The organism is Nocardia sp. SSK8, from assembly GCF_037034205.1.
Lineage (GTDB): Bacteria > Actinomycetota > Actinomycetes > Mycobacteriales > Mycobacteriaceae > Nocardia.
In genome coordinates this window covers 26,747-47,722 of record NZ_JBAGKD010000005.1, presented here as the reverse complement: position 1 = coordinate 47,722, position 20,976 = coordinate 26,747, and the positions used below count along the sequence as shown (strand labels likewise).

Genomic DNA, 20,976 nt, shown 5'->3' with positions numbered 1-20,976 from the left:
CACGCAAGGCGGGGTGGGCACCGTAGGTCGCATGACTTACACACCCACTTCCGCGCTCGCCGTCGAGGCCGACGGCTTGGTCAAGGTGTTCGGCAAGCAGCGCGCCGTCGACGGGGTGAGCCTGGCGGTTCCGCGCGGCTCGGTCTACGGCGTGCTCGGACCCAACGGCGCGGGCAAGACCACCACCATCAAGATGCTGGCCACGCTGCTGCGGCCCGACGCCGGGAGCGCCCGGATCTTCGGCCACGACGTGGTCGCCCGGCCCAATGCCGTGCGCTCGCTGGTCGGCGTCACCGGGCAGTACGCCTCGGTCGACGAGGAGCTCACCGCCACCGAGAATCTGCTCATCTTCGCCCGGCTGCTCGGCCTGAGCCGGGTCGACGCCCGGCGCCGGGCGGGCGAGCTGCTCGACGAGTTCGCCCTCGCCGAGGCCGCCGACAAGCCGCTGAAGAACTTCTCCGGCGGCATGCGCAGGCGCCTGGACCTGGCCGCCAGCCTCATCGCCACCCCGCCGCTGCTGTTCCTCGACGAGCCCACCACCGGCCTGGACCCGCGCACCCGCGCCCAGATGTGGGACACCATCCGGCGCCTGGTCCGCGAGGGCGCCACGGTGCTGCTCACCACCCAGTACCTCGACGAGGCCGATCAACTGGCCGACCGTATCGCGGTGATCGATCACGGCCGGGTGATCGCCGACGGCACCGCCGACGAGCTCAAGGCCTCCGTCGGCGGCTCCTCGGTGCACCTCACCCTGGTCGATCGCGCCCAGCTCGACGAGGCCCGCCGCATCGTCGGCGATTTCCTCGGCGTGAGCGCGCAGGTCAGCCCCGAGGCGGGCAGGCTCACCGCGGCGCTGCCCGATCCCAATCTCACCGCCGAGCTGCTGATCCGCCTGCGCGACTGGGAGATCGGGGTCGAAGAGATCACCGTCAGCAAGCCCACCCTCGACGAGGTCTTCCTCACCATCACCGGCCACCCGGCCGAGGATTCCGACGACACCGAACGGAGCGCGGCATGACCGCAGTTCTCACGGCGCCCGCGCCCACCACCGAGCTCGCCGAGGTCAGCGACCGTCCCGGGCTGCGCGCGACCATCTCCACCTCGTTCACCATGGCCTATCGCGGCCTGCTCAAGATCAAGCACAATCCCGAGCAGCTCTTCGACGTGACGGTGCAGCCGATCCTGTTCACCGCGCTGTTCACCTACATCTTCGGCGGCGCGATCTCGGGCAGCGTCTCGAACTACCTGCCGGTGCTGATCCCCGGCATCCTGGTCCAGACCGTGGTCCTGACCTCGGTGGTCACCGGCACCCAGCTGCGCGAGGACATGGACAAGGGCGTGTTCGACCGCTTCAAATCCCTGCCCATCGCCCGGGTCTCGGCCCTGGCGGGCGCGCTGATCGCCGATATGGTGCGCTACGGCATCGCCTCCACACTGACCATCATCGTCGGCCTGTGCCTGGGCTACCGGCCCGAGGGCGGGGTCACCGGGGTGCTCGCCGCGGTGCTGATGGTGGTGGTGTGCTCGTTCGCGATCAGCTGGGTCTGGGCGCTGGTCGGTGTCACCGGCAAGAGCGCGGCCTCGGTGCAGGGCATCTCGATGATGGTGATGTTCCCGCTGACGTTCATGTCCGGCGCCTTCGCCCCGGTGAGCACCATGCCGGGCTGGATGCAGGGACTCAACCACGTCAACCCGGTGTACTACATGGTCAATGCCGCCCGGGAGCTGATGAACGCCAACAGCTTCGGCGGTGACCTGGTGTGGTCGCTGCTCGGCGCGGTCGCGGTGATCGCGATCTTCGCGCCGCTGACCGTGCGGGCCTACATGCGCCGCGCCTGACGACCTGCCGCCGACGGCATCCGGATCGCTCCGGGTGCCGTCGGCCTGTTCGCGGCCAGCGTGCCCGCGATCTCGATGATGCGGCGCGCCGAGTCCGTCCGGCGCACTCCCGCGGCCTGTCGCACGGCCTGGTCCAGCGCCGCCGCCCCGACGGTGCCGCGGTGCAGGGCGAGGTGGCGGGCCAGTTCCATCGACGGATTGTCCTGCCGGGCCACCGATGTGGCGGCCAGGGCCAGCAGCTCCAGCCCGGCGGCCCGGTCGACGCCGGTGGCCAGCAGATAGGACCCGAGCGCACAGCCCACCGCACCGATCTGCGGCAGGTCGGAGTATTTCGTCAGCCGGTCCCGGGTCGCGGCGACCACACTGTCGACCAGATCGGCCGCGTCGGCCGCCCGGCCGGACAGGACATGCGCGCCGACCGCGCCCGCGGCGACCATGAGCCCACCCGGGCCGGGCGTGATGTCGAAATCCGGCCAGCCGAGCAGGTCCAGCGCGCGGCGGTAATGCCCGAGCCCGGCCTCGACGTCGCCGTCGGCCAGTTCGAGTTCGGCGACGGCGGTGGCGACGGTGGCGATCCGATGGTTGCGCTGGATGCCTACGTCATCGATCTGGCGGATGCCGGAATCGCCCGGCCGCAGGGCGAAGTCGAGCTCGCGGCGCGCCTCGGCCTGTCGGCCGCTTCCGATCAGCGCGGCGGCCAGATAGCAGCGGCTCTCCATGATCTCGTCGTGGATGCGCAGCTGATCCATCAGCGTCAGCGCGCGGCGGTAGTAGGTCACCGCCTCGTCGTAGCGCGCCGACTGACCGCACAGCTGGGCCAGGTGCTGGCAGATATTGGCCGCGCCCCAGACCTCGCCGGGGCCGAATTCGTCCAGCGCGCGCAGGGCGTCGCGGGTCGAGCCGCGCATATTGCCCAGGTTCTCCCAGAAGTTGGCGCGGGCGATCAGCGCGGCCAGGCGCACTTCCGGTCGCGGTGAGCGCACCGATTCGGCGAACAACCGGCCGATCCGGAAACCGCCGAGCGGCATCACCATCAACCGGCCGAGAAAGCGCAGACCGGGATCGAGTCCGGGATGGCCGAGCAGCCTGCGGACCCGCAACCGGGCGATCATGATCGGCCGGGTCTCGCCGCCGTGCAGGAACATCAGGTGCGTCAACGACAGCACATGGGTGACCATCTGCAGGTCGGCGGCGTCGCCGGTGGCCGGTTCCGGTGGATCGACAGCGATCATCCGCATCGCCCAGCCGAGGAATTCCAGGTGCGCGCCGCGCATCATCCACAGCGTCGCCACCACCGGGAACAAGCCGTACACGGTGGCCGCGTCGGCACGATCGGTGGCGGTGCGCAGCACGACGGTCAGGTTGTCGAGCTCGGCGGCGACCGCGAGCACCGCCGAGACCTGATCGCCGTCACGATAGGCGTGGATCGCGGCCGCCGCGAAATCTCGCGCCCACTCGGCCATCCTGGCGCGTACCAGCGCGGATTCGGCGCCCGCGGTCTCGGCGTCGATCGCGGCCAGTTGCTCGGCGCCGAATTCGCGGACGGTCTCGAGCATCCGGTAGCGGGTGGCGCCGTTGTCGGGGTCGTCGAGGACAGTGAGCAGCGAATGGCCGACCAGACCGTCCACCGCCATCGCCATATCGAGCACGTCCGGAGACGCCGCCACCGCCTCCGCGGCGGACAGAGTGAACCCGGCTGGGAAACGCGCCAGCCTGCGCAGCACCACCTGCTGATCGGGTTCGAGCAGATTCCAGCTCCAGGCGATCACCGCGTGCAGCGTGCGATGCCGGTGCGGCGCGGTTCGATCGCCGCTGCGCAGCAGGGCGAAGCGGTGTTCGAGGCGAGTCTCGATCTCGGCCACGCTCATGGTGCGCACCCGGGCCGCGGCGAGTTCGATGGCCAGCGGCAGGCCGTCGAGGGTGCGGCACAGGCGCGCCACCGTCTCCGGGTCGAGGCGGACGTCGGGGCGCACCGCGCGGGCCCGGGCGCAGAACAGGTCGGTCGCGGGCGAACCCGCCGCGTCGACGGACAGCGGAGCCAGCGGATAGACGGTCTCGGCGGTGATCGCCAGCGGAGAACGGCTGGTGGTGAGCACGGTCAGGCCCGCGCAACTGCCGACGAGGTCGGAGACCAGGTCGGCGGCGGCTTCGATCACGTGCTCGCAGTTGTCCAGAATGAGCAGCGTGGGCCGCGCGTCGAGAGCTTCGCGCAGCCGTCTGCCCACGTCGACGGCGCGCCCCGTCCGCAACTGCGCCGAATCACTGAGCTCACCCAGGCCCATCACGTACCCGATGGCGGCTTCGATGTCGACGCGCGCTTCGGCGCCCGAACTCGATTCGCCCTGCACCGAGGCCAATTCGACCAGCACCACCGGCGTGATCCGCCTCAGCCGCGCCCCGACCGCATTGGCGACCCGGGTCTTGCCGGTCCCACCGGGTCCCAGAATCGTGGTCACCCGCGACTGCCCGACCATGGCGGCGATGGCGTCGAGATCGTCGGCGCGGCCGAGCAGTTCGTTGGGGGCGGCGCGCAGGCCGAGTGCGGTGGGCAGGGGTGTGTCGCCTCGGCCGCCGCGTGCCGTGGTGCGGTCGTGCGCTTCGTTCCCGGGGTCGGCGTCGCCGCTGTGCCGGGCAGCGCCCTCGCCCGAGGGATCGTCGCCAGCCGCCCCGAAGCTCACGTCATCGCGCGCGCCACCACCCGACTGGTCGACGCCAGGCCGCACAACGCGGGCGTCCGCGCCCGCACCACGATTCGACCGGCCGCCACCGGGCTGCGCGGAACTGCTGTCTGCGCCCGGGCCGCCCACCACGTCGGAGTCCGCGCGGCCGGTGTCGCGGGCCGGGTAGCTGCGCGACCGGTCGATATCGCCCGCCGCGGCAGCGTCGGTATACGTGTGGGTTGCTGGGTCGTCGTACTCCGAGCAGCCGACGGGGACGGATACGTGGGGACCGGCGGCGTCTTCGCCGTGCCCCGGTCGGCGCGGAGTGCTGCAGGCGGGCTGACGTCCGGTCGGAGTGCCGGGGAGCACGATCGGGTCACCGCGTAGGACAGCCGCGTTGAGGGCGAGCAGAGCCGGGCCGGGGTCGGCGCCGAGTTCTTCGATCAGGCGCAGGCGGTAGGTGGCGAAGACCTCGAGGGCGTCGGCCGTGCGGCCCGCGGCGGCGAGCAGGCGGATCAGGGTGGTGTGGGCCGGTTCGTCGAATGGTCGGGTCCCGGCGGCGGCGCGGGCGAGTGTGATGGCGGTGGGGAGGTCGCCATGGGCGGTGCGGGCGGCGAGTTCGATACGGTCGAGGTCGCGGCGCAGGTGGTCCGCGGCGATGCGGAGGTCCTCGGCGGGGGCGGAGTCGGGCAGGTCGGCGCCGGGTTCGCCACGCCACAGGGCGCGGGCCCGGGTGAGCGCGGACAGGCAGTCGGTGAGTTCGCCCGCGGCGAGCTGTTTGTCGGCGCGGCGGGCCAGAGCGTGGGCGGCGGTGAGGTCGACGGCGTCCTCGGGCAGGGTCAGCCGGTAACCGGCGGGGCCGATCTCCAGCGCGCCCTCGGGCAGCAGCGCTCGCAGCCGCGAGATCTGCGTGTGCAAAGCGTTCATCGGCGCGCGCGGTGGCTGCTCGCCCCAGACCTCCTCGACCAGCGCCTGGGCACTGCGGGCCCGGCCTGGCCGCACCGCGAGGGCGGTGAGCAGCAGGCGGGCGCGGGCGCCGGGGAGCGCGCGCAACGAACCGTCGCGACGGACCGCGATCACACCGAGCACGCCGACAACGGCGGCGTCGGCGGCGGGAGGCGGCCCTCCCGGACCGGGGTGCTGTGCAGACATGCCGGATGTCATCGTAGGCCGCCCCTCGATGACGCGTCGTCCCGCGACATCGCGCACCGAACCGCCGGTGCGCACGAATTTGTCACCACCCCGGCCTACGCTGACGTTCATGGGCGACTTCGAGGTGATCCGGCGCACGACCATCGCCGCCGAACCGGCACGTATCCGCGGCTACATCGACAACTTCCACCAGTGGATGCTCTGGTCACCGTGGGAAGACGCCGATCCCCAGCTCGCGCGCACCTACACCGGCCCCGAGTCCGGCGTCGGCGCGCGCTACGCCTGGCGCGGCAATCGCAAGGCGGGTGCGGGCACCATGGAGATCAAGGCCGACGCCGAACGCGAGATCGGCATCGAGCTCACCTTCGAGAAACCGTTCAAGGCCACCAACTTCGTCACCTTCACCCTCGCCCCCAGCGGCGCGAACACCGAGGTGACCTGGAAGATGACCGGCACCCACTCCGGCCTGATGGGCGTGCTGGGCAAGGTGTTCCCCATCGACAACATGATCGGCAAGGATTTCGACAAGGGCCTGGCCCGGCTCAAGACGCTCGCCGAATCCGCCTAGCTTCCGGCACGCGGCTAGGCTTCGGATCATGGCTACAGCTGCGGAATGGATCGAGGGCGCCCGGCCGCGGACGCTGCCCAACGCGATCGCGCCGGTCCTGGCGGGCACCGGTGCCGCCGCGTCGATCGACGGGGCGGTCTGGTGGAAAGCGATACTGGCCCTGGTCGTTTCGCTGGCGCTGATCGTCGGAGTGAACTACGCCAACGACTACTCCGACGGCATCCGCGGCACCGACGACGTGCGGGTCGGCCCGCTGCGCCTGGTCGGTTCGAAGCTGGCCTCCCCCACCGCCGTTCGCACCGCTGCCGTGCTCAGCCTGGCCCTCGGCGCCGTGGCGGGCCTGGTGCTCGCGGTGACGACGGCCTGGTGGCTGGTGCTGATCGGCGCGCTGTGCCTGGCCGGTGCCTGGTTCTATACCGGTGGCAGCAAGCCCTACGGCTACAGCGGTTTCGGTGAGATCGCGGTGTTCGTGTTCTTCGGCCTGGTCGCGGTGCTGGGCACGCAGTACGTACAGGCGCTGCGGGTCGACTGGGTCGGGCTGCTACTGGCCATCGGTGTCGGCGCGTTCTCCAGCGCGGTGCTGGTGGCCAACAACCTGCGCGATATCCCCACCGACACCGAATCCGGGAAGGTCACCCTCGCGGTGAAACTCGGCGACGCCCGCACCCGCACCCTGCACCTGGCCCTGCTGGCCGTGCCGTTCGTCCTGAGCGTCGCGCTGGTGGCCCGCACTCCGTGGGCCCTGGTAGGTCTGCTGGCCGCCCCGCTCGCCGTGCGCGCCAACGCCCCGGTCCGCACCGGCGAGAACGGCCTCGAACTGATTCCCGCCCTCCGCGATTCCGGCCTCGCCCTGCTGGCCTGGTCGGCACTGAGTGCGTTGGCTGTCGGCCTGGGCTGAGTCCGGCGCGGCCGTCCCCATAGCGCGCCAGGGCGGCCTGCTGTGCGCGGAACCGGATTGCCGCGTGCCGCGCCGTGTCATCGGCGGCGCCGATCCGTGTCGCGCTCGGCGTGGACTACCAGTTCGCCATCATGATCCGGTCCAGCGGTCAGGCCGAGGCTGGCTGCGATCGTTCCGGCTCGGTGACCCGCTGGGCTGGAACGTGGGCCCGGATCAGCTCGGCGAGGTGTCTGCCGGTGCGGTCCAGCGGCTCAGCGCTGCGCTGGGCCAGTGACATCACCACCGCGCCCTCAATCGCGGCGATCACCGTCGTCGCCAGTGACAGCGCGGTCTCCGGCGCGACCTGTTCGGCCCGCAGCCGGGCGGCCAGCGCCTGCTCCCACTCGTCGAACGCCGCACCCGCCGCATCGGCCGCGTCGGGCGCTTCCGAACGCCCCAGCGCGGCGGCCACGATCGGGCAGCCCGCGAGGAAATCGCTGGATTCCACGACCGACTTCCACGCCTCGGTGAACGAGGCGATGGTCGCCTCGGGATCGGACCGGCGGGCGAAGGTCTCGATCACGCCGGTCATCGCGCATCCCGCGACCCGGGTGGCCTCGGTGATCAGCTGGGATTTGCCGCCGGGGAAGTTCAGGTAGACCGTCCGGCGGGAGATCCCGCTGTGGTCGAGCAGCCGGGTGACGCCGGTCCCGGCCACGCCGTAGCGGCGCACCAGATCGATCGCGCTCTGCACGAGTCCGTCACGCGCTGCCATCGGCGTCCTTTCGTTCGGTCTCGTTGAAGTATACCGATCGGTGTACTACCGTTCGGGCAAGTACACCGATCGGTGTACCGCGATCGGAGGAGAGTCGACGATGACAGCCCTGAGCGACCCACTGGCCCTGCCTTGCGGCCAGGTCCTGCCCAACCGGCTGATGAAGGCCGCGCTGAGCGAGGGCCTCGGCTCCGCCGAGTTCGGGCCCGACGAGCGCCTCGAACGGCTCTACCGCCGCTGGGGCGCGGGTGGCTTCGGCCTGATCGTCACCGGCAATGTGATGGTCGACCACACCCAACTCGGCGAGCCGGGCAATGTCGTCGTCGAGGACGAGCGCCACCTCGGCGCACTGCACCGCTGGGCCGAGACCGCCAAGGCGGGCGGCGCCCGGATCTGGATGCAGATCAACCACCCCGGCAGGCAGGCCAACCCCCTGGCCTCCAAAGCGCAGCCCGTCGCGCCCTCGGCGATCGCGCTCGATATCCCCGGCCTGCCGAAACCCCGCGAACTCACCGACTCCGAGATCACCGACCTGGTGCGCCGCTACGCCACCACCGCGCGGGTCGCCGAGGCGGCCGGTTTCGACGGTGTGCAGATCCACGGCGCGCACGGTTATCTCGTCTCGCAGTTCCTGTCCCCGCTGGCCAATCAGCGCACCGACCGCTGGGGTGGTGACGCGCAGCGGCGGGCCCGTTTCGTCCTCGAGGTGGTGCGCGCCATCCGGGCCGAGGTGGCCGACACCTTCGCCGTGGCGATCAAGCTCAATTCAGCGGACTTCCAGCGCGGCGGCTTCTCCGAGGACGAATCCCGCGCGGTGATCAGCCTGCTGGCCGCCGAGCGCCTCGACCTGATCGAGATCAGCGGCGGCAGCTACGAATCGCCCGCCATGATGGGCAGGCCAGTGGCTCGCGCTGCCAGCACGGTGGCGCGCGAGGCGTACTTCCTCGAATACGCGCAGTCGGTCCGCACCCTGGCCGGGTCGGTGCCGCTGGCCGTCACCGGCGGCTTCCGCACCCGCTCGGCGATGGACGCCGCGGTCGACTCGCACGAATGCGATGTGGTGGGCCTTGGCCGCCCCAGCACCCTCACCCCCGGCGCGGCCAACGATCTGCTGCGCGGCGACACCAGCAGGCTGCACTCGCCGCAGATCTCGCTGCGCCTGCCCGCCGCCCTGATGACCATGGCGAGCATCAAGGCCGTCGAGGGCGCGCTGGATCTGCAATGGCACACCGACCAGCTGCACCGCCTCGGCGCGGGTGATGACCCCGATCCCGGCCGCACGCCCTGGTTCACCGCGGCGACCATGCTGAAGCGCAACGGCTTCGACGCGTTCCGCAGCAGAAGGAGCTCGACCGCGAAGAAGGACCCGGCCCAGCGCAAGTTCGAGATCGAACGCGCCGTCGGGCGCTATCTGGGCAATCCGGTGGTGCGCGGGCTGAGCCGGATCGGCATCCGCACCACATTCGCGACCGAGCTGGAGACCACCGGCCGCAAGTCCGGGCAAGCCCGGGTGGTGCCGGTCTCGGTGGCCTTCGACGACACCGGCGCCTGGGTGATCAGCCAGCACGGCACCCGCTCGGGCTGGGCCGCCAATATCGGCGCCGAACCGAAAGTGCGGGTGCGCCAGGGCAATCGCTGGCGCACCGGGGTGGCCGAGCTGCGCCCGGGCGACGACGTGGTCGCCCGGGCCCGCAGCTTCGCCCCGAATCCGGTGTTCGCCGGTTTGACCGCCGCGACGTTCCGCACGCTGGCCAGCGATCCCGTCTCGGTGCGGATCACCTTCACCGACTGAGGATCACCCGGCGGCGGCTAGTCGCCGTCGGGCACCAGGATGCCCAGCACCCAGTTGACCAGGGTGATGATCACGCCACCCCACAGCGCGGCCCAGAAGCCGTCCACGCGCAGGCCGTAGTCGGTGATCTCGGTGATCTTGGCGGTCAGCCACAGCATGCCCGCGTTCACCACCAGCAGGAACAGCCCGAGTGTGAGGATCACGAACGGCAGGGACAGGAGTTTCACGATCGGCTTGATCACCGCGTTCACGGCCGTGAACACCAGCGCGACGAGCACGATGACCAGGGCCTTGCCCCAGTTGCCCCACTCCTCGGACCAGTCCGGCGGCACGTAGATATCGATTTTGTCGATCCACGCGGCCGCTGCCCAGATGGCAACGGCGTTGATGACCAACCGTATTGCTAGCTGCATACCCGCCATGCTAGGCCCGGAATCGGACATCGCGGCGGGTCTGACACGATCCCGCGGCCGAATTCAGGCCGCGCGGTCCAGCATCGCGTACACGTCGGCACGCAGCGCGCTCACCGCGTCGGGCCCGCCGAGCAGCGCGGTGCTCCCCGGCTCGCCCGCGCGCAGGACGCCCAGCAGCAGGTGGGCCGTGCCGATCTCGCGGTCCTTGCGGTGGATCGCCTCGCGCAGTGCGAGTTCCAGCGATTTCTTGGCCTCGGCCGTGAACGGGATGTGCCCCCAGTTGGTCCCGCGCAGCCGCCCGAAGACACCGCGCTTGGGTTCGGGTTCGGCCCGGTCCCAGGCTTCGGGGCCGAAGTTCTCGGCGACGCTGGCCTGCACGGCGTCGAGGTCGATGCCGATCGAGCGCAGCGCCTCGGCATCGTCGGCGCCCAGCGGCGTCTCGTCCGCGCGGGCGGCCAGCGCGGTGCGCACGCCGTCGGCGGTGAGGCCGCGGGCGGTCAGGACGGCGGCCAGGCCGGGTTCGGCGTGGGCGAGCACGCCGAGCAGCAGGTGCTCGGGCCGGATCTTCGACGCCCCGAGTTCCTTCGCGTCCTCCTGGGCCACCACCACGGCCACTCGCGCGTGCTTGGTGAATTTCTCGAACATCAGCGGGTTCCACCTCTCCGGTTGTGCTTCTGATGCACGGCCTGCTTGCTCACCTCGAGTGCCTCGGCGATGGCCTGCCAGGACCAGCCGTTGGCCCTGGCATTGGCCACCTGGACGGTCTCGAGCCGGTCGGCCAGCCTGCGCAGGGCGAGTACCGCGCGCAGACCGACCGCGGGATCGGGATTTCCGGCCGCGGCGGCGAGCGTTGTCGCATCGGTCATGTTGTCAATTTTGATTGACGATCCTGGTGGTGTCAACAAAAATTGACATCGCTGAGCGCGAACGGACCAGCGAGCGGTCGGTCGGGAGAGGTCAGCCGTTCCAGCGGCCGGTGGCGGCGAACCCTTCGAGGATCGCGGTCGGGCCGGTCAGGTCCAGGTGCTGGTCGGCCACCCAGGCGTCGTCGAAATACGTTCCGGCGTAGCGGTCACCGCCGTCGCACAGCAGCGTCACCACGCTGCCGCTGCGGCCCGCGGCCAGCAGGTCGGCGATCAGGGCGAAGGCGCCCCACAGGTTCGTGCCGGTCGAGCCGCCTACGCGACGGCCGAGCACGGTGCTGGCGTGGCGGGCGGTGGCGATCGAGGCCGCGTCGGGCACCAGGATCATCCGGTCGACCACCTGGCCGATGAACGACGGCTCCACCCGGGGACGGCCGATGCCCTCGATCCGCGACGGCATGCCCGTCTCGTAGCCCGCGTCACCGGTCTCGTAGCCGCCGAAGAAGGCCGAGTGTTCGGGATCGACCACGGCCAGCTTGGTCGCGTGCCTGCGATAGCGCAGGTAGCGGCCGATGGTGGCGCTGGTGCCGCCGGTGCCCGCGCCGACCACGATCCACTCCGGCACCGGATGAGTCTCCAGCGCCAGCTGCTCGAAGATGGACTCGGCGATATTGTTGTTGCCGCGCCAGTCGGTGGCCCGCTCGGCGTGAGTGAACTGGTCCATGAAGTGCCCGCCGGACTCCTCGGCCAGGCGCTTGGCCTCGGTGTACATCTCCGGCGGACGCTGCACGAAATGACAGCGACCGCCCTGGGCCTCGATCAGCGCGATCTTCTGCGGCGAGGTGGACGCGGGCATGACCGCCACGAAATCCAGGCCGAGCAACTTGGCGAAATACGCCTCACTGACCGCCGTCGAGCCCGACGACGCCTCGACGACCGTGGTCCCCTCGGTCACCCAGCCGTTGCAGATGGCGTAGAGGAACAGCGAGCGGGCCAGCCGGTGCTTGAGGCTGCCGGTGATGTGGGTGGACTCGTCCTTGAGGTAGAGCTGCACGGACCAGTCGGCCGGTAGCGGGTAGCGCAGCAGATGGGTGTCGGCCGAGCGCTGGGCGTCGGCGTCGATCAGCCGGACGGCATTGTCGACCCAGGCACGCGGGGCGCTGTGGTCGACGACCTTCACGCGGCCGACCCGTCGTCGTCACCTCGCAAGCGGGCCCGCAGCTGCGCCTTGTCCTGCCGACGGCGGGCATCGACGATGGCGATGTCCTCGTTGACCTTGGTCCGCAGCGACTTGAACAGGGTGAGCGAGAGCGGCATCGCGACCAGCAACGCGAACAGCGCGGCGACGATGATCGGGATATCGACCCCGATGAGCGCGGCGACGCCGATAATGATCGCGGCGATCACCACCACCAGGCCGAGGCGGGCCAGCGTGTAGAGGGCCAGATTGCGGAAAAGCCGCTTTCCCGCGCCCGAACCTTGCTGACCGGTTGCTTCACTCACGCCAACAGCCTAACCCCGCGACGGGACCGCTCGGCGCAGCCCCGTTCGCGGCTTTTGTCTATTACTTCCCCTTTACCAACAGTAGGTGGTTCGACTAGGTGGGGGTCGCAGTGCGACGATGACGCCATCTGATGAGGGAACTGTCGAGAACGGAGAGGTTAGCTATGACTGCGATCACCGTCGGCGGCCAGGACACTCTGCTGACACCAGGCCAAGTGGCCGCCATGTTCCACGTAGACCCGAAGACCGTCACGCGGTGGGCTCATGCGGGCAGGCTCGGTTCGCTGCGCACGCCGGGCGGACATCGCCGCTTCCGCGAGTCCGAAGTGTTGCAGTTGCTCAGGTCGCTCACCACCGAGGCAGCCCCGCGCTGACCCGTACCGGCGGCGCGAGCCTGTCCTGGGCTCGCGTTTGCCGGATATTTCCCTTCCGTTGCGGATGTGCGCACGGCGCGGACACGGCTACCCTCGATACCAGGAGGTGAGCGACGTGACGTACCTGTTGGCACTCATCGCGATCGTGGCCGTGGCGGTGCTGTGCTGGAAGGCGTTCGGCCCCGAGAAGCCGCATCCGAGCTCCACCCGTCGGCCGGTCCTCGGTCCCGACGACGACCCGGAATTCCTCTGGCGCCTCGGCAAGCAGCACCGCGACGATTCCGGCGATCTCTGACCCGGACGTGGTCTGGACCACGCACTGACCCGGCTCGGCATCATACCGGCCAGTCGGGATGAAACACGGCATCGTGAGCCAGCCCACATACCCCCGATGCGCAGCGAAAAACCCGGCTGGATAACGTATTCCGGTGATCGATGTGCAGCAGGGTTCCATTCCGACCACTTGGCGCGCGGCCGACGGCAGCGCCGTGACGTTCACCGAGGCACGGTCGGCATGGACTCGCGCGGCACACGAGGTGCTCGCCGCGACCGCGTCGCGCTTCAACAACTTCATCGTCAACACCGAGCTAGCGGAACTGGTCCAGGAAGAATCCGGGATCCGCACCCAGGTGAAGTGGCAGCACTGGCTGCCCGTCGTGCTCGACCGCGTCGCCGAGCACTGTCACAAGAACAACGAGCCGCCGCTGAGCGCCCTGTGCGTGCGCCGCAACCAGACCGTCGGCACCGGCTACCGCTACATCCTCGAACTCGCGGGCCTGCCCATCCCCGACGACCTAGAGATGCACGCCGCCGCCGCCCGCTGGCAGTGCTACCAGCACTACGCCACCGACCTCCCCGCCGACGGCGGCCTCCCCACCCTCCCCCCGAAGGTCGCCGCCGTCCGCCAGCGCACCTCCCAGGACCTGGCCACCACCGAAGCCGCCGAAGCGGTCGAGGCCAAGCGCACCGCCACCTCCCGCCGCGCAGTCACGGTCCCCAAGCCCGAACCCGTCCGCAAGCCGGTCTGCCTCACCTGCCACGTGGAACTCCCCGCCAACAAGATCTGCTACTACTGCTGATCCCCGATCATCACCCGATGCCTGGACGCTCCCCGGAGCATCCGGGCATCGTCGTCCCCAGACCCGTCGCCCCAGCCTCGACGCGGTAGACCACCTCTCTCCCCCGCTGCTTCGGCGTCCACCCCCGGCGAAGCGCGCGATGCACAGCCCCCGCCACCACCCGCGGAGTGATGACCGTGCCGTGCTCCACCCAGGTCACCATGCGCTGCCCCCGCCCTTCGGCGATCTCGACGACAATCCCCAGCCCCGGCTCGTCATCCGGCGAGACGACCCACCGATAACGTTCCCCATCCAGATGCAGAATCCGTGTTCCCTGCCGTGCGATACCCATGCGCCCACTGAACACACCGCGATCCCGCACCCGCAAACGATTTTCGAGCCGAGCCCACATTTCCGTTCCGCCCCCGCCGACTTCAGAGCGCCATATGAGTCCAGGGATGCGCTGTACGACATCGAGAACCGTCCAGCCGCGCTGGGCCAAGGGTGCGACTGGAAGCGGTCAGTTCAGACCGGCGTAGCTGTGCAACCCGCTGATCACCATGTTGATGATGAACAGGTTGAACAGCATCGCGACGAAACCGGCGATGTTGATCCAGGCGGCCTTGGTGTCGCGCCAGCCGGAGGTGGCTCGGGCGTGGAGGTAGGCGGCGTAGAGGACCCAGGCGATGAAGGAGCAGGTTTCTTTGGGGTCCCAGCCCCAGAAGCGGCCCCAGGCGGCTTCGGCCCAGATGGCGCCGAGGATGACGCCCGCGCCGAAGAGGGGGAAGCCGATGATGGTGGTTTTGTAGGCGAGCTGGTCGAGGCTGCGGGCGTCGGGGAGGCGGCGGGCGATGGTGCCGAGGATGTTGTTCGATTCCTCGCCTGCTGGCTGGCGCATGCGGTACAGGTACAGCAGGCTGGCCACGCCGGAGACCAGGAAGACGCCACTGCCGATGCTCACGATGGTGACGTGGATGGGCAGCCAGAACGAGCGCAGGGCGGGGACCACGGGGGCCGCGTCGGCGTAGAGGACGGTGCCCGCGAGGAACATCAGGATCAGCACGGGGACCAGCAGGAACGCCCACATGGCCCGGTAGCGCTGGTCGCGCAGGAAGATCAGGCCGATCACCACGGCGGCCGCGGTGGCCATGGTGGTGAACTCGTACATATTGCCGAGCGGGAAGCGGTGCGTGGCGAAACCGCGCAGCACGATCGAGCCCACGTGCAGCGCCGCGCCGACGATCAGCACGGAGAAGGCCATATTGCCGAGGCGCTCGCCCAGCGGCTTGGTCGCGGGCGCCTCGATCCGGCCGGGCACGGCCGGGTCGGCGGGCGCGCCCACGGTGACCAGCTCGCGCGCGGCGACCTGCTTGGCCCGCGTCGAGGCGTACTGCACGATCAGCAGGACCGTGGCCAGGGCGTAGATCGCCATGGCCGACATGAAGGCGAAATCGCTGTAGCGCGCCAGCGTCTCGTCGATCTGCATCAGTTCTCCGCTCCCAGCAGCCGTGCCCGCAGTCGATCGAATTCGCCGCCCCAGCCCGCTTGATCGCTTCTGGCCAGGCCGCCCATCTCTACTACGGTGCGTCGTTGGTCCACGGTACCCGTACCGCTCTCAGCCGGGTAGGCCCGCACCCAGATCCGGCGCCGCTTCACCAGCAGCGACACCAGCAGACCGGCCATCATGGTCAGCGCGCTGATCAGCACCCACTGCTGGGCGGGGTCGTGCGAGACCTGCAGGTTGACGAACTCCTTGGCCCCGTCGAAGCTCACCTTGGTGCCGTTGGGCAGCGTGGTCGACTCCCCCGGCCGCAGGTTGACCCTGGCTTCCTTGGTGAGCCTGCCCTGCTTGATCATCTCCGGGTCCAGCGCGAACAGCGACTGCGAGCGGCCGGTGTCCAGGCCGGTGTTGCCGCGGTAGATGTCCACGGCCACGGCCGGATCGTCCATCCGCGGGAACGACGAGGTGAGCAGGCTGCCGTGCAGCAGCGCGGTGGGCGCGAACAGGCCCTCGATGGCGATCTGGTTCTGGCGGCGCTCTTCGTCGGTGGCGTACATGCCGCCGGGTGGGTCGATGCGCAGCGCGCCGCTGGACAGGAAGGTCTGGGCGTCGTCGGGACGCCACTGGATGGTCTCGGTGCGGGTCTGCCCGTCCGGGAAGGTGACGGTGAACGTCGGCGCGAACCCGTGACCCTGCAGGTAGACGCGGTCCCCGGCCACCCGCAGCGGGTGATTGACCGCGAGCTCGGTGCTGCGCCAGGTGTCGGTGCGCAGGTCGGCACCGGCCTGGTACTCGATATTGGAGGTGAACATCTCGGCCTGGCCGTTGGGCAGGTAGTCGGCCTTGAAGTCCTTGACCTTCACGCACAGCGGGGTCATCCCGGTGCCGTCGTTGACATTGCCCGCGCGGAAGGAGTCGAACACCGCCGGGGAGGTGGTGCAGAAGCCGGGCCCGTTGTCGGCGATCACGATGACATTGCCCTCGTAGCCGAACAGCTTGCCCAGCGCGATCGCGACCAGCAGCCCCACCAGCGACAGGTGGAACACCAGGTTGCCGAACTCGCGCAGGTAGCCCTTCTCCGCCGACAGCGTCACCTCGCCCTCGCGCTGCCCGGGCCGCACCTCGGTGCGCCAGCCGCGCAGCCGCGCGCGCGCCTGCTCGACGAACGCGGCCGCGTCGGCGTCGACGGTGTCGCTGCCGTGGTGCGGCAACCGGCCCAGATTGCGCGGCGCGGCCACCGGCGGCGTGCGCAGCGCCCGGTAGTGGTCCCAGCAGCGCGGCAGGATGCAGCCGACCAGCGAGATGAACAGCAGCACGTAGATGGCGGTGAACCAGAAGCTGCCGAACACGTCGAACAGCTCGAAGCGGTCCATCCACGGACCCAGCGTGGGCCGGTCGAAGATGTACTGGTCGACCTTCTGCGCGTTGAGACTGCGCTGGGGCAGCAGCGCGCCGGGAATAGCGGCCAGCGCCAGCAGGAACAGCAGCACCAGCGCGGTGCGCATGCTGGTCAGGCCGCGCCAGGAATTGCGGACCAGGGCCCAGGCACGCCCCGGCAGCGACTGCTTGCGGGGCGGGGTGGGGGTGGCGGGAGGAGTCAGTGTGTCAGTCATCAGATCGGGAGAGTCACCTCGGAGACGAAACCGTCGCGCACCCAGCTGACGAACTGGTCCCATGCCCCCGTGACCAGCGCGACACCGACGGCGACGAGCAGAACACCCCCGATTACCTGGATGGTGCGCGAATTGCGCCGCAACCAGCCCACCCCGCGCAGCGCCCCCGCCGAGCCGAAGGCCAGCACCACGAAGGGCAGACCCAGCCCGAGGCAGTACGCCACGATCAGCACCACACCGCGCACCGCGGTGGTGCCCTCGGTCCCGGCCGACACCGCCATCACGCCCGACAGCGTCGGGCCCAGGCACGGCGTCCAGCCCAGCGCGAACACCCCGCCGAGCAGCGGCGCGCCCACGATGCTGGTGAAGCGGCGCGGTTCCATCCTGGTGTCGCGCTGGAGCGCGGGCACCAGGCCGATGAACACCAGACCCATCAGGATCGTCACCACACCGCCGATGCGCTGCAGCAGCTCACGGTTGACGTTGAGCGTCTGGATCACGCCGAACACGGTGGCCGTGGCGAGCACGAACACCACCGTGAACCCGGCGACGAACAGTCCGGCGGCACCGGCCACCCGCATCTTCGCGCTACGGCGCGTGGCCGTGAGCGTGCCCGCCTGCGCGGCGGTGGCCGGTGGCGCCTCCGCCCCGACCAGCCCGGCGAGATAGGACAGGTACCCCGGCACCAACGGCACGACACACGGTGAAGCGAACGACACCAGGCCCGCGAGCAGGCAGGCTCCCAGCGCCAGCAACAACGGACCCGATGCCGCGGTCTGCTGGAAGGAATCCCCGACTGCGGCGAGCACCATCACTCTGTGGTGTCTTCGTCACGCTGCTCGTCGCGCGGCAACGACAGGGTGCGCTCGCTCTCGGCCGGTTCCGACGGGCCGAAATCGAACAGACCGGCACCCGCGACACTGCGCGGCACGGTCGCGATGCCTGCCCAACGGTCATCGACCGTCCAGCCAGCGCCCATGCGGCGGGCGCCCTGGCGGGGACGACACGCGGTCAGGTTTCCGGGACGACGACGGCTCACTGCTTCTCCTCGGCGGCGATGCGCTCGACCACGGGCTGCAGGTCTTCGGCCAATAGCGAGCGAAGGAAGACCGCGGCGACCCGGTGTTGACGATCCAGGATCAACGTGGTCGGAATGACACTGGTGGGAAAGTTTCCGCCGAGGGCGAGCAAGGTTCGCATCGACGGGTCGTAGATGGACGGGTATTCGATCTTGTTGTCCACCACGAAGTCCTGGGCCTTGTCGCGCTGGTGATCGCGAACGTTGATGCCCAGGAACGCGACGCCTTTGTCCTTGGTCGCCGCGTAGACCTTTTCGAGTGCGGGCGATTCGGCGCGGCACGGGCCACACCACTGTCCCCACAGGTTCACGACCACGATCTGGTTCGGGAAATCCTCGACCGAAACGGTCTTTCCCTCGTTCATCAGATCGGGCCCCGAGAGCGTGCCGATCGTTCCGCGCGTGGCGGGCGGATCGTAGTAGATATCGGTTTTACCACCCGGCGACACGAATTCGAAGGTGCCGCCGCCGGTCGCCACCGCATCGGTACCGGTCGAGCAGCCGGCCGCCGCGACGATCACCAGCAGGGCCGACAGCGCGGCGGTCACCGCCCGCAGCCGACGGCCACGGGCGGGTCCCGATGCGGTGTGGTGAGTCATGCGCGGTGTTGAATCCGCGCATGACCGGGGGCCCTGCGTGGTTACGCAAGCTACCGCCTCCGGGCCCTGACCGTTCATGCGCCGTGCACCGACGGATCCGAGGCCCCCGCGGGCTCGGAGTAGACGATGTCGACCAGCGTGTCACCGTGGTAGACCAGCGAGGTCAGCGAGGCCAGCGAGCACTGCCGGTTACGCGGGTCGTGCCAGAGGCGCTGACCCTGCAGGAACCGGCGCAGCGTCCACACGGGCAGCTGATGCGAGACCAGCACCACCTCGTGCCCGGCGCCCTCGACGCGCGCCTTGTTGACCGCGGCCAGCATGCGATGGGCGATCTGCAGGTACGGCTCGCCCCAGGACGGGGTGAACGGGTCGCGCAGCTTCCACCAGTGCCGCGGCTTGCGCAGCGCGCCGTCACCGACGGACACGCGCAGGCCCTCGAAGGTGTTGCCCGCCTCGATCAGGTTCTCGTCGGTGCGCACGATCACGTCGTGCGCGGCGGCGATGGGGGCGGCGGTCTCCTGCGCCCGTTGCAGCGGGGAGGCGATCACCAGGGAGATGTCGTGGTCGGCCAGCGAGCGGGCGACGGCGGCGGCCTGCGAGCGGCCGGTCACCGACAGGCTGAAGCCGGGCAGGCGGCCGTAGAGGATGCCGTTGGGATTGTGCACCTCGCCGTGGCGCAGCACGTGGACGATGGTCTCGACGGTCGACGGGTCGTCGTCGAGGCCGGGCGGCGCGGCGGCGGGCGCCGGATGCGGCGCCTCGGCGGCGTCGTCCGTGGTGGCGAGTTCGGCGTCGGGCTGGTCGGAGCTCACGCTGTGGATCCTTCGGGGGTTGCGGCCGCGGCCGCGAGGGCGGCGGCGGGCAGAGCGGCGGCGATACGGTCGAACGCGTCCTCGTCGAGTGCCGCGGAGACGAACCACGCTTCGAACGCGCTCGGCGGCGCGTACACGCCCGCGTCGAGCAGGGCGTGGAAGAAAGCGGGGTAACGCCAGGTCTGGCTCGCCTTGGCGGCGGCGTAGTCGGTGACCGGGCGCTCGGCGAAGAACACGCTCACCATATTGCCTGCGAACTGGACCTGATGCTCGACCCCGGCTTCATCCAGGGCTTTCGTGAACAGCGCACCGAGCCGCTCGGCGTTGCGATCCAGCGCCGCGTACACCGCGTCGTCGGCGGCGCGCAGGGTCGCCAGACCGGCCGCGACGGCGACGGGATTCCCCGAGAGCGTGCCCGCCTGATAGACCGGGCCGAGCGGGGCGAGGTGGTTCATGATCTCGGCGCGCCCGCCGAACGCGGCGGCGGGCAGGCCACCGCTCATCACCTTGCCGAAGGTGTAGAGGTCACCGGCCACGCCCTCGCGGCCGTACCAGCCCGCGGCGCTCACCCGGAATCCGGTCATGACCTCGTCCATGATGAGCAGCGCGCCGTTCTCGTGGGCCAGGGTGCGCAGGCCCTCGTTGAAGCCGGGCAGCGGCGCGACCGCGCCCATATTGCCCGCGGCGGCCTCGGTGATGACGCACGCGATCTGCCCCGGATGTGCCTCGAACGCGGCGGCGACGGCGGCGAGATCGTTGTAGGGCAGCACCAGGGTGTCGGCGGCCTGGGCGCCGGTGACGCCCGGCGAGGTGGGCAGGCCGAGGGTGGCCACGCCCGAGCCCGCGTCGGCCAGCAGCGCGTCGACGTGGCCGTGGTAGCAGCCGGAGAACTTGATGATCTTGGCGCGGCCGGTGCAGCCGCGGGCCAGGCGGACCGCGCTCATGGTGGCCTCGGTGCCGGAGTTCACCAGCCGCACCCGCTCGACCGGATCCACCCGCGCGGCGATCGCCTCGGCGAGCTCGATCTCGGCCTCGGTCGGCGCGCCGAAGGACAGGCCACCGGTGGCGGCCCGCTGTACCGCCTCGACCACGGCGGGGTGCGCGTGCCCGAGGATCATCGGGCCCCACGAACACACCAGATCCACGTACTCGTTGCCGTCGGCGTCACGCAGGGTGTAGCCGTCGGCGGAGGCGATGAAGCGCGGGGTACCGCCGACCGAATTGAACGCACGGACCGGCGAATTCACGCCACCCGGGATCACCGAAGCCGCCCGCTCGAAGAGCTGGGCCGAAACCGGCACCTGCGTGGGGCTGGTCCTGGTCGCGCGCGGAGAAGAACTCACGGATTCCAGTGTCTCAGCTCGCCTCGGCGCGCCGGACGACAGGGTGGAGCACAGTGACCCAGACCGCAGCGACCCACCGGCGACACGCCCGACACACCGCCAGGATCCGCGGGCGAATTCGATCTAGGCCGATCGGCACAGGGCTACGCTGCGGGC

The 20,976-nt window shown here is 70.2% G+C and carries 23 protein-coding genes; 8 read left to right on the top strand and 15 right to left on the bottom strand.

Translation table 11 applies throughout. The features are described from left to right. The first annotated feature begins 31 nt into the window (after window positions 1-31). Both WA675_RS11560 and WA675_RS11555 read left to right on the top strand, forming a co-directional pair. Window positions 32-1,018, top strand: coding sequence for an ATP-binding cassette domain-containing protein (locus WA675_RS11560; protein ID WP_336084245.1), 987 nt, complete (start codon window positions 32-34; stop codon window positions 1,016-1,018). Beyond that, window positions 1,015-1,839, top strand: coding sequence for an ABC transporter permease (locus WA675_RS11555; protein WP_336084244.1), 825 nt, complete (start codon window positions 1,015-1,017; stop codon window positions 1,837-1,839). Before WA675_RS11560 ends, WA675_RS11555 begins: the two co-directional genes overlap by 4 nt. On the opposite strand, the gene WA675_RS11550 is transcribed toward WA675_RS11555, so the two are convergent. Continuing rightward, complete coding sequence (locus WA675_RS11550; RefSeq protein WP_336084243.1) at window positions 1,821-5,651, bottom strand: AfsR/SARP family transcriptional regulator; 3,831 nt, start codon at window positions 5,649-5,651, stop codon at window positions 1,821-1,823. The genes WA675_RS11555 and WA675_RS11550 overlap by 19 nt on opposite strands. Before the next feature lie 109 nt (window positions 5,652-5,760). Here WA675_RS11550 and WA675_RS11545 point away from each other — a divergent pair, with 109 nt between their 5' ends. Together WA675_RS11545 and WA675_RS11540 are read left to right on the top strand one after the other, a co-directional pair. Further along, on the top strand, window positions 5,761-6,219 hold the full coding sequence (locus WA675_RS11545) for an SRPBCC family protein (protein WP_336084242.1): 459 nt from the start codon (window positions 5,761-5,763) through the stop codon (window positions 6,217-6,219). Window positions 6,220-6,247: 28 nt separating this feature from the next. Then, window positions 6,248-7,117, top strand: a complete 870-nt coding sequence (locus tag WA675_RS11540; protein ID WP_336084241.1) for a 1,4-dihydroxy-2-naphthoate polyprenyltransferase — start codon at window positions 6,248-6,250, stop codon at window positions 7,115-7,117. A 148-nt stretch (window positions 7,118-7,265) separates the two neighbouring features. Here the strand turns inward: WA675_RS11540 and WA675_RS11535 are convergent, their stop codons facing one another. Then, window positions 7,266-7,871, bottom strand: coding sequence for a TetR/AcrR family transcriptional regulator (locus WA675_RS11535; protein WP_336084240.1), 606 nt, complete (start codon window positions 7,869-7,871; stop codon window positions 7,266-7,268). A 100-nt stretch (window positions 7,872-7,971) separates the two neighbouring features. On the opposite strand from WA675_RS11535, the gene WA675_RS11530 reads away from it, so the two are divergent. Next, on the top strand, window positions 7,972-9,663 hold the full coding sequence (locus WA675_RS11530) for a nitroreductase family deazaflavin-dependent oxidoreductase (protein WP_336084239.1): 1,692 nt from the start codon (window positions 7,972-7,974) through the stop codon (window positions 9,661-9,663). Between the two features lie 17 nt (window positions 9,664-9,680). On the opposite strand, the gene WA675_RS11525 is transcribed toward WA675_RS11530, so the two are convergent. The 5 genes from WA675_RS11525 to WA675_RS11505 form a co-directional block, all read right to left on the bottom strand. Further along, window positions 9,681-10,076, bottom strand: coding sequence for a phage holin family protein (locus tag WA675_RS11525; protein ID WP_336084238.1), 396 nt, complete (start codon window positions 10,074-10,076; stop codon window positions 9,681-9,683). A gap of 63 nt (window positions 10,077-10,139) precedes the next feature. Next, window positions 10,140-10,721, bottom strand: coding sequence for a Clp protease N-terminal domain-containing protein (locus tag WA675_RS11520; protein ID WP_336084237.1), 582 nt, complete (start codon window positions 10,719-10,721; stop codon window positions 10,140-10,142). Next, window positions 10,721-10,942, bottom strand: a complete 222-nt coding sequence (locus tag WA675_RS11515) for a helix-turn-helix domain-containing protein (RefSeq protein ID WP_336084236.1) — start codon at window positions 10,940-10,942, stop codon at window positions 10,721-10,723. The genes WA675_RS11520 and WA675_RS11515 overlap by 1 nt, the downstream gene beginning before the upstream one ends. Window positions 10,943-11,033: 91 nt before the next feature. Then, the gene (locus WA675_RS11510) at window positions 11,034-12,119 is read right to left on the bottom strand and encodes a PLP-dependent cysteine synthase family protein (protein WP_336084235.1); all 1,086 of its coding nucleotides are present in this window, start codon (window positions 12,117-12,119) and stop codon (window positions 11,034-11,036) included. Next, complete coding sequence (locus tag WA675_RS11505; RefSeq protein ID WP_336084234.1) at window positions 12,116-12,442, bottom strand: DUF4229 domain-containing protein; 327 nt, start codon at window positions 12,440-12,442, stop codon at window positions 12,116-12,118. The genes WA675_RS11510 and WA675_RS11505 overlap by 4 nt, the downstream gene beginning before the upstream one ends. Before the next feature lie 164 nt (window positions 12,443-12,606). On the opposite strand from WA675_RS11505, the gene WA675_RS11500 reads away from it, so the two are divergent. The 3 genes from WA675_RS11500 (at window position 12,607) to WA675_RS11490 (ending at window position 13,895) form a co-directional block, all read left to right on the top strand. Continuing rightward, entirely contained in the window at window positions 12,607-12,816 is a 210-nt protein-coding gene (locus WA675_RS11500) for a BldC family transcriptional regulator (protein ID WP_278261525.1), read from the top strand. Window positions 12,817-12,931: 115 nt separating this feature from the next. Continuing rightward, on the top strand, window positions 12,932-13,111 hold the full coding sequence (locus WA675_RS11495) for a hypothetical protein (protein ID WP_336084233.1): 180 nt from the start codon (window positions 12,932-12,934) through the stop codon (window positions 13,109-13,111). 133 nt (window positions 13,112-13,244) lie between these two features. Further along, on the top strand, window positions 13,245-13,895 hold the full coding sequence (locus tag WA675_RS11490) for a hypothetical protein (RefSeq protein ID WP_336084232.1): 651 nt from the start codon (window positions 13,245-13,247) through the stop codon (window positions 13,893-13,895). 10 nt (window positions 13,896-13,905) lie between these two features. On the opposite strand, the gene WA675_RS11485 is transcribed toward WA675_RS11490, so the two are convergent. From WA675_RS11485 to hemL, 8 genes are all read right to left on the bottom strand, one after another. Next, window positions 13,906-14,226 (bottom strand): hypothetical protein, encoded by a 321-nt coding sequence (locus WA675_RS11485; RefSeq protein WP_336084231.1) that lies wholly within the window; start codon window positions 14,224-14,226, stop codon window positions 13,906-13,908. A 168-nt stretch (window positions 14,227-14,394) separates the two neighbouring features. Further along, window positions 14,395-15,360 carry a c-type cytochrome biogenesis protein CcsB gene (gene ccsB / locus WA675_RS11480; protein WP_336084230.1) on the bottom strand — a complete coding sequence of 322 codons (966 nt, stop codon included), beginning with the start codon at window positions 15,358-15,360 and terminating at the stop codon, window positions 14,395-14,397. Beyond that, the gene (resB, locus tag WA675_RS11475) at window positions 15,360-16,988 is read right to left on the bottom strand and encodes a cytochrome c biogenesis protein ResB (protein WP_336084229.1); all 1,629 of its coding nucleotides are present in this window, start codon (window positions 16,986-16,988) and stop codon (window positions 15,360-15,362) included. The genes ccsB and resB overlap by 1 nt, the downstream gene beginning before the upstream one ends. Then, window positions 16,988-17,800 carry a cytochrome c biogenesis CcdA family protein gene (locus WA675_RS11470; protein ID WP_336084228.1) on the bottom strand — a complete coding sequence of 271 codons (813 nt, stop codon included), beginning with the start codon at window positions 17,798-17,800 and terminating at the stop codon, window positions 16,988-16,990. The genes resB and WA675_RS11470 overlap by 1 nt, the downstream gene beginning before the upstream one ends. Beyond that, complete coding sequence (locus tag WA675_RS11465) at window positions 17,800-18,027, bottom strand: hypothetical protein (RefSeq protein WP_336084227.1); 228 nt, start codon at window positions 18,025-18,027, stop codon at window positions 17,800-17,802. Before WA675_RS11465 ends, WA675_RS11470 begins: the two co-directional genes overlap by 1 nt. After that, window positions 18,024-18,665, bottom strand: a complete 642-nt coding sequence (locus WA675_RS11460; RefSeq protein ID WP_336084226.1) for a TlpA disulfide reductase family protein — start codon at window positions 18,663-18,665, stop codon at window positions 18,024-18,026. Before WA675_RS11460 ends, WA675_RS11465 begins: the two co-directional genes overlap by 4 nt. Window positions 18,666-18,739: 74 nt before the next feature. After that, the gene (locus WA675_RS11455) at window positions 18,740-19,477 is read right to left on the bottom strand and encodes a histidine phosphatase family protein (RefSeq protein WP_442945608.1); all 738 of its coding nucleotides are present in this window, start codon (window positions 19,475-19,477) and stop codon (window positions 18,740-18,742) included. Further along, on the bottom strand, window positions 19,474-20,820 hold the full coding sequence (gene hemL, locus WA675_RS11450; RefSeq protein ID WP_336084225.1) for a glutamate-1-semialdehyde 2,1-aminomutase: 1,347 nt from the start codon (window positions 20,818-20,820) through the stop codon (window positions 19,474-19,476). The genes WA675_RS11455 and hemL overlap by 4 nt, the downstream gene beginning before the upstream one ends. Between the last annotated feature and the right edge of the window lie 156 nt (window positions 20,821-20,976).

Coding starts and splice junctions, on each gene's coding strand:
- WA675_RS11540 (WP_336084241.1), top strand. CDS start 6,248: ATGGCTACAGCTGCGGAATGGATCGAGGGCGCCCGGCCGCGGACGCTG.
- ccsB (WP_336084230.1), bottom strand. CDS start 15,360: ATGCAGATCGACGAGACGCTGGCGCGCTACAGCGATTTCGCCTTCATG.
- WA675_RS11535 (WP_336084240.1), bottom strand. CDS start 7,871: ATGGCAGCGCGTGACGGACTCGTGCAGAGCGCGATCGATCTGGTGCGC.
- resB (WP_336084229.1), bottom strand. CDS start 16,988: ATGACTGACACACTGACTCCTCCCGCCACCCCCACCCCGCCCCGCAAG.
- WA675_RS11545 (WP_336084242.1), top strand. CDS start 5,761: ATGGGCGACTTCGAGGTGATCCGGCGCACGACCATCGCCGCCGAACCG.
- WA675_RS11520 (WP_336084237.1), bottom strand. CDS start 10,721: ATGTTCGAGAAATTCACCAAGCACGCGCGAGTGGCCGTGGTGGTGGCC.
- WA675_RS11550 (WP_336084243.1), bottom strand. CDS start 5,651: ATGTCTGCACAGCACCCCGGTCCGGGAGGGCCGCCTCCCGCCGCCGAC.
- WA675_RS11500 (WP_278261525.1), top strand. CDS start 12,607: ATGACTGCGATCACCGTCGGCGGCCAGGACACTCTGCTGACACCAGGC.
- WA675_RS11470 (WP_336084228.1), bottom strand. CDS start 17,800: ATGGTGCTCGCCGCAGTCGGGGATTCCTTCCAGCAGACCGCGGCATCG.
- WA675_RS11515 (WP_336084236.1), bottom strand. CDS start 10,942: ATGACCGATGCGACAACGCTCGCCGCCGCGGCCGGAAATCCCGATCCC.
- WA675_RS11525 (WP_336084238.1), bottom strand. CDS start 10,076: ATGCAGCTAGCAATACGGTTGGTCATCAACGCCGTTGCCATCTGGGCA.
- WA675_RS11560 (WP_336084245.1), top strand. CDS start 32: ATGACTTACACACCCACTTCCGCGCTCGCCGTCGAGGCCGACGGCTTG.
- WA675_RS11460 (WP_336084226.1), bottom strand. CDS start 18,665: ATGACTCACCACACCGCATCGGGACCCGCCCGTGGCCGTCGGCTGCGG.
- WA675_RS11485 (WP_336084231.1), bottom strand. CDS start 14,226: ATGGGTATCGCACGGCAGGGAACACGGATTCTGCATCTGGATGGGGAA.
- WA675_RS11530 (WP_336084239.1), top strand. CDS start 7,972: ATGACAGCCCTGAGCGACCCACTGGCCCTGCCTTGCGGCCAGGTCCTG.
- WA675_RS11555 (WP_336084244.1), top strand. CDS start 1,015: ATGACCGCAGTTCTCACGGCGCCCGCGCCCACCACCGAGCTCGCCGAG.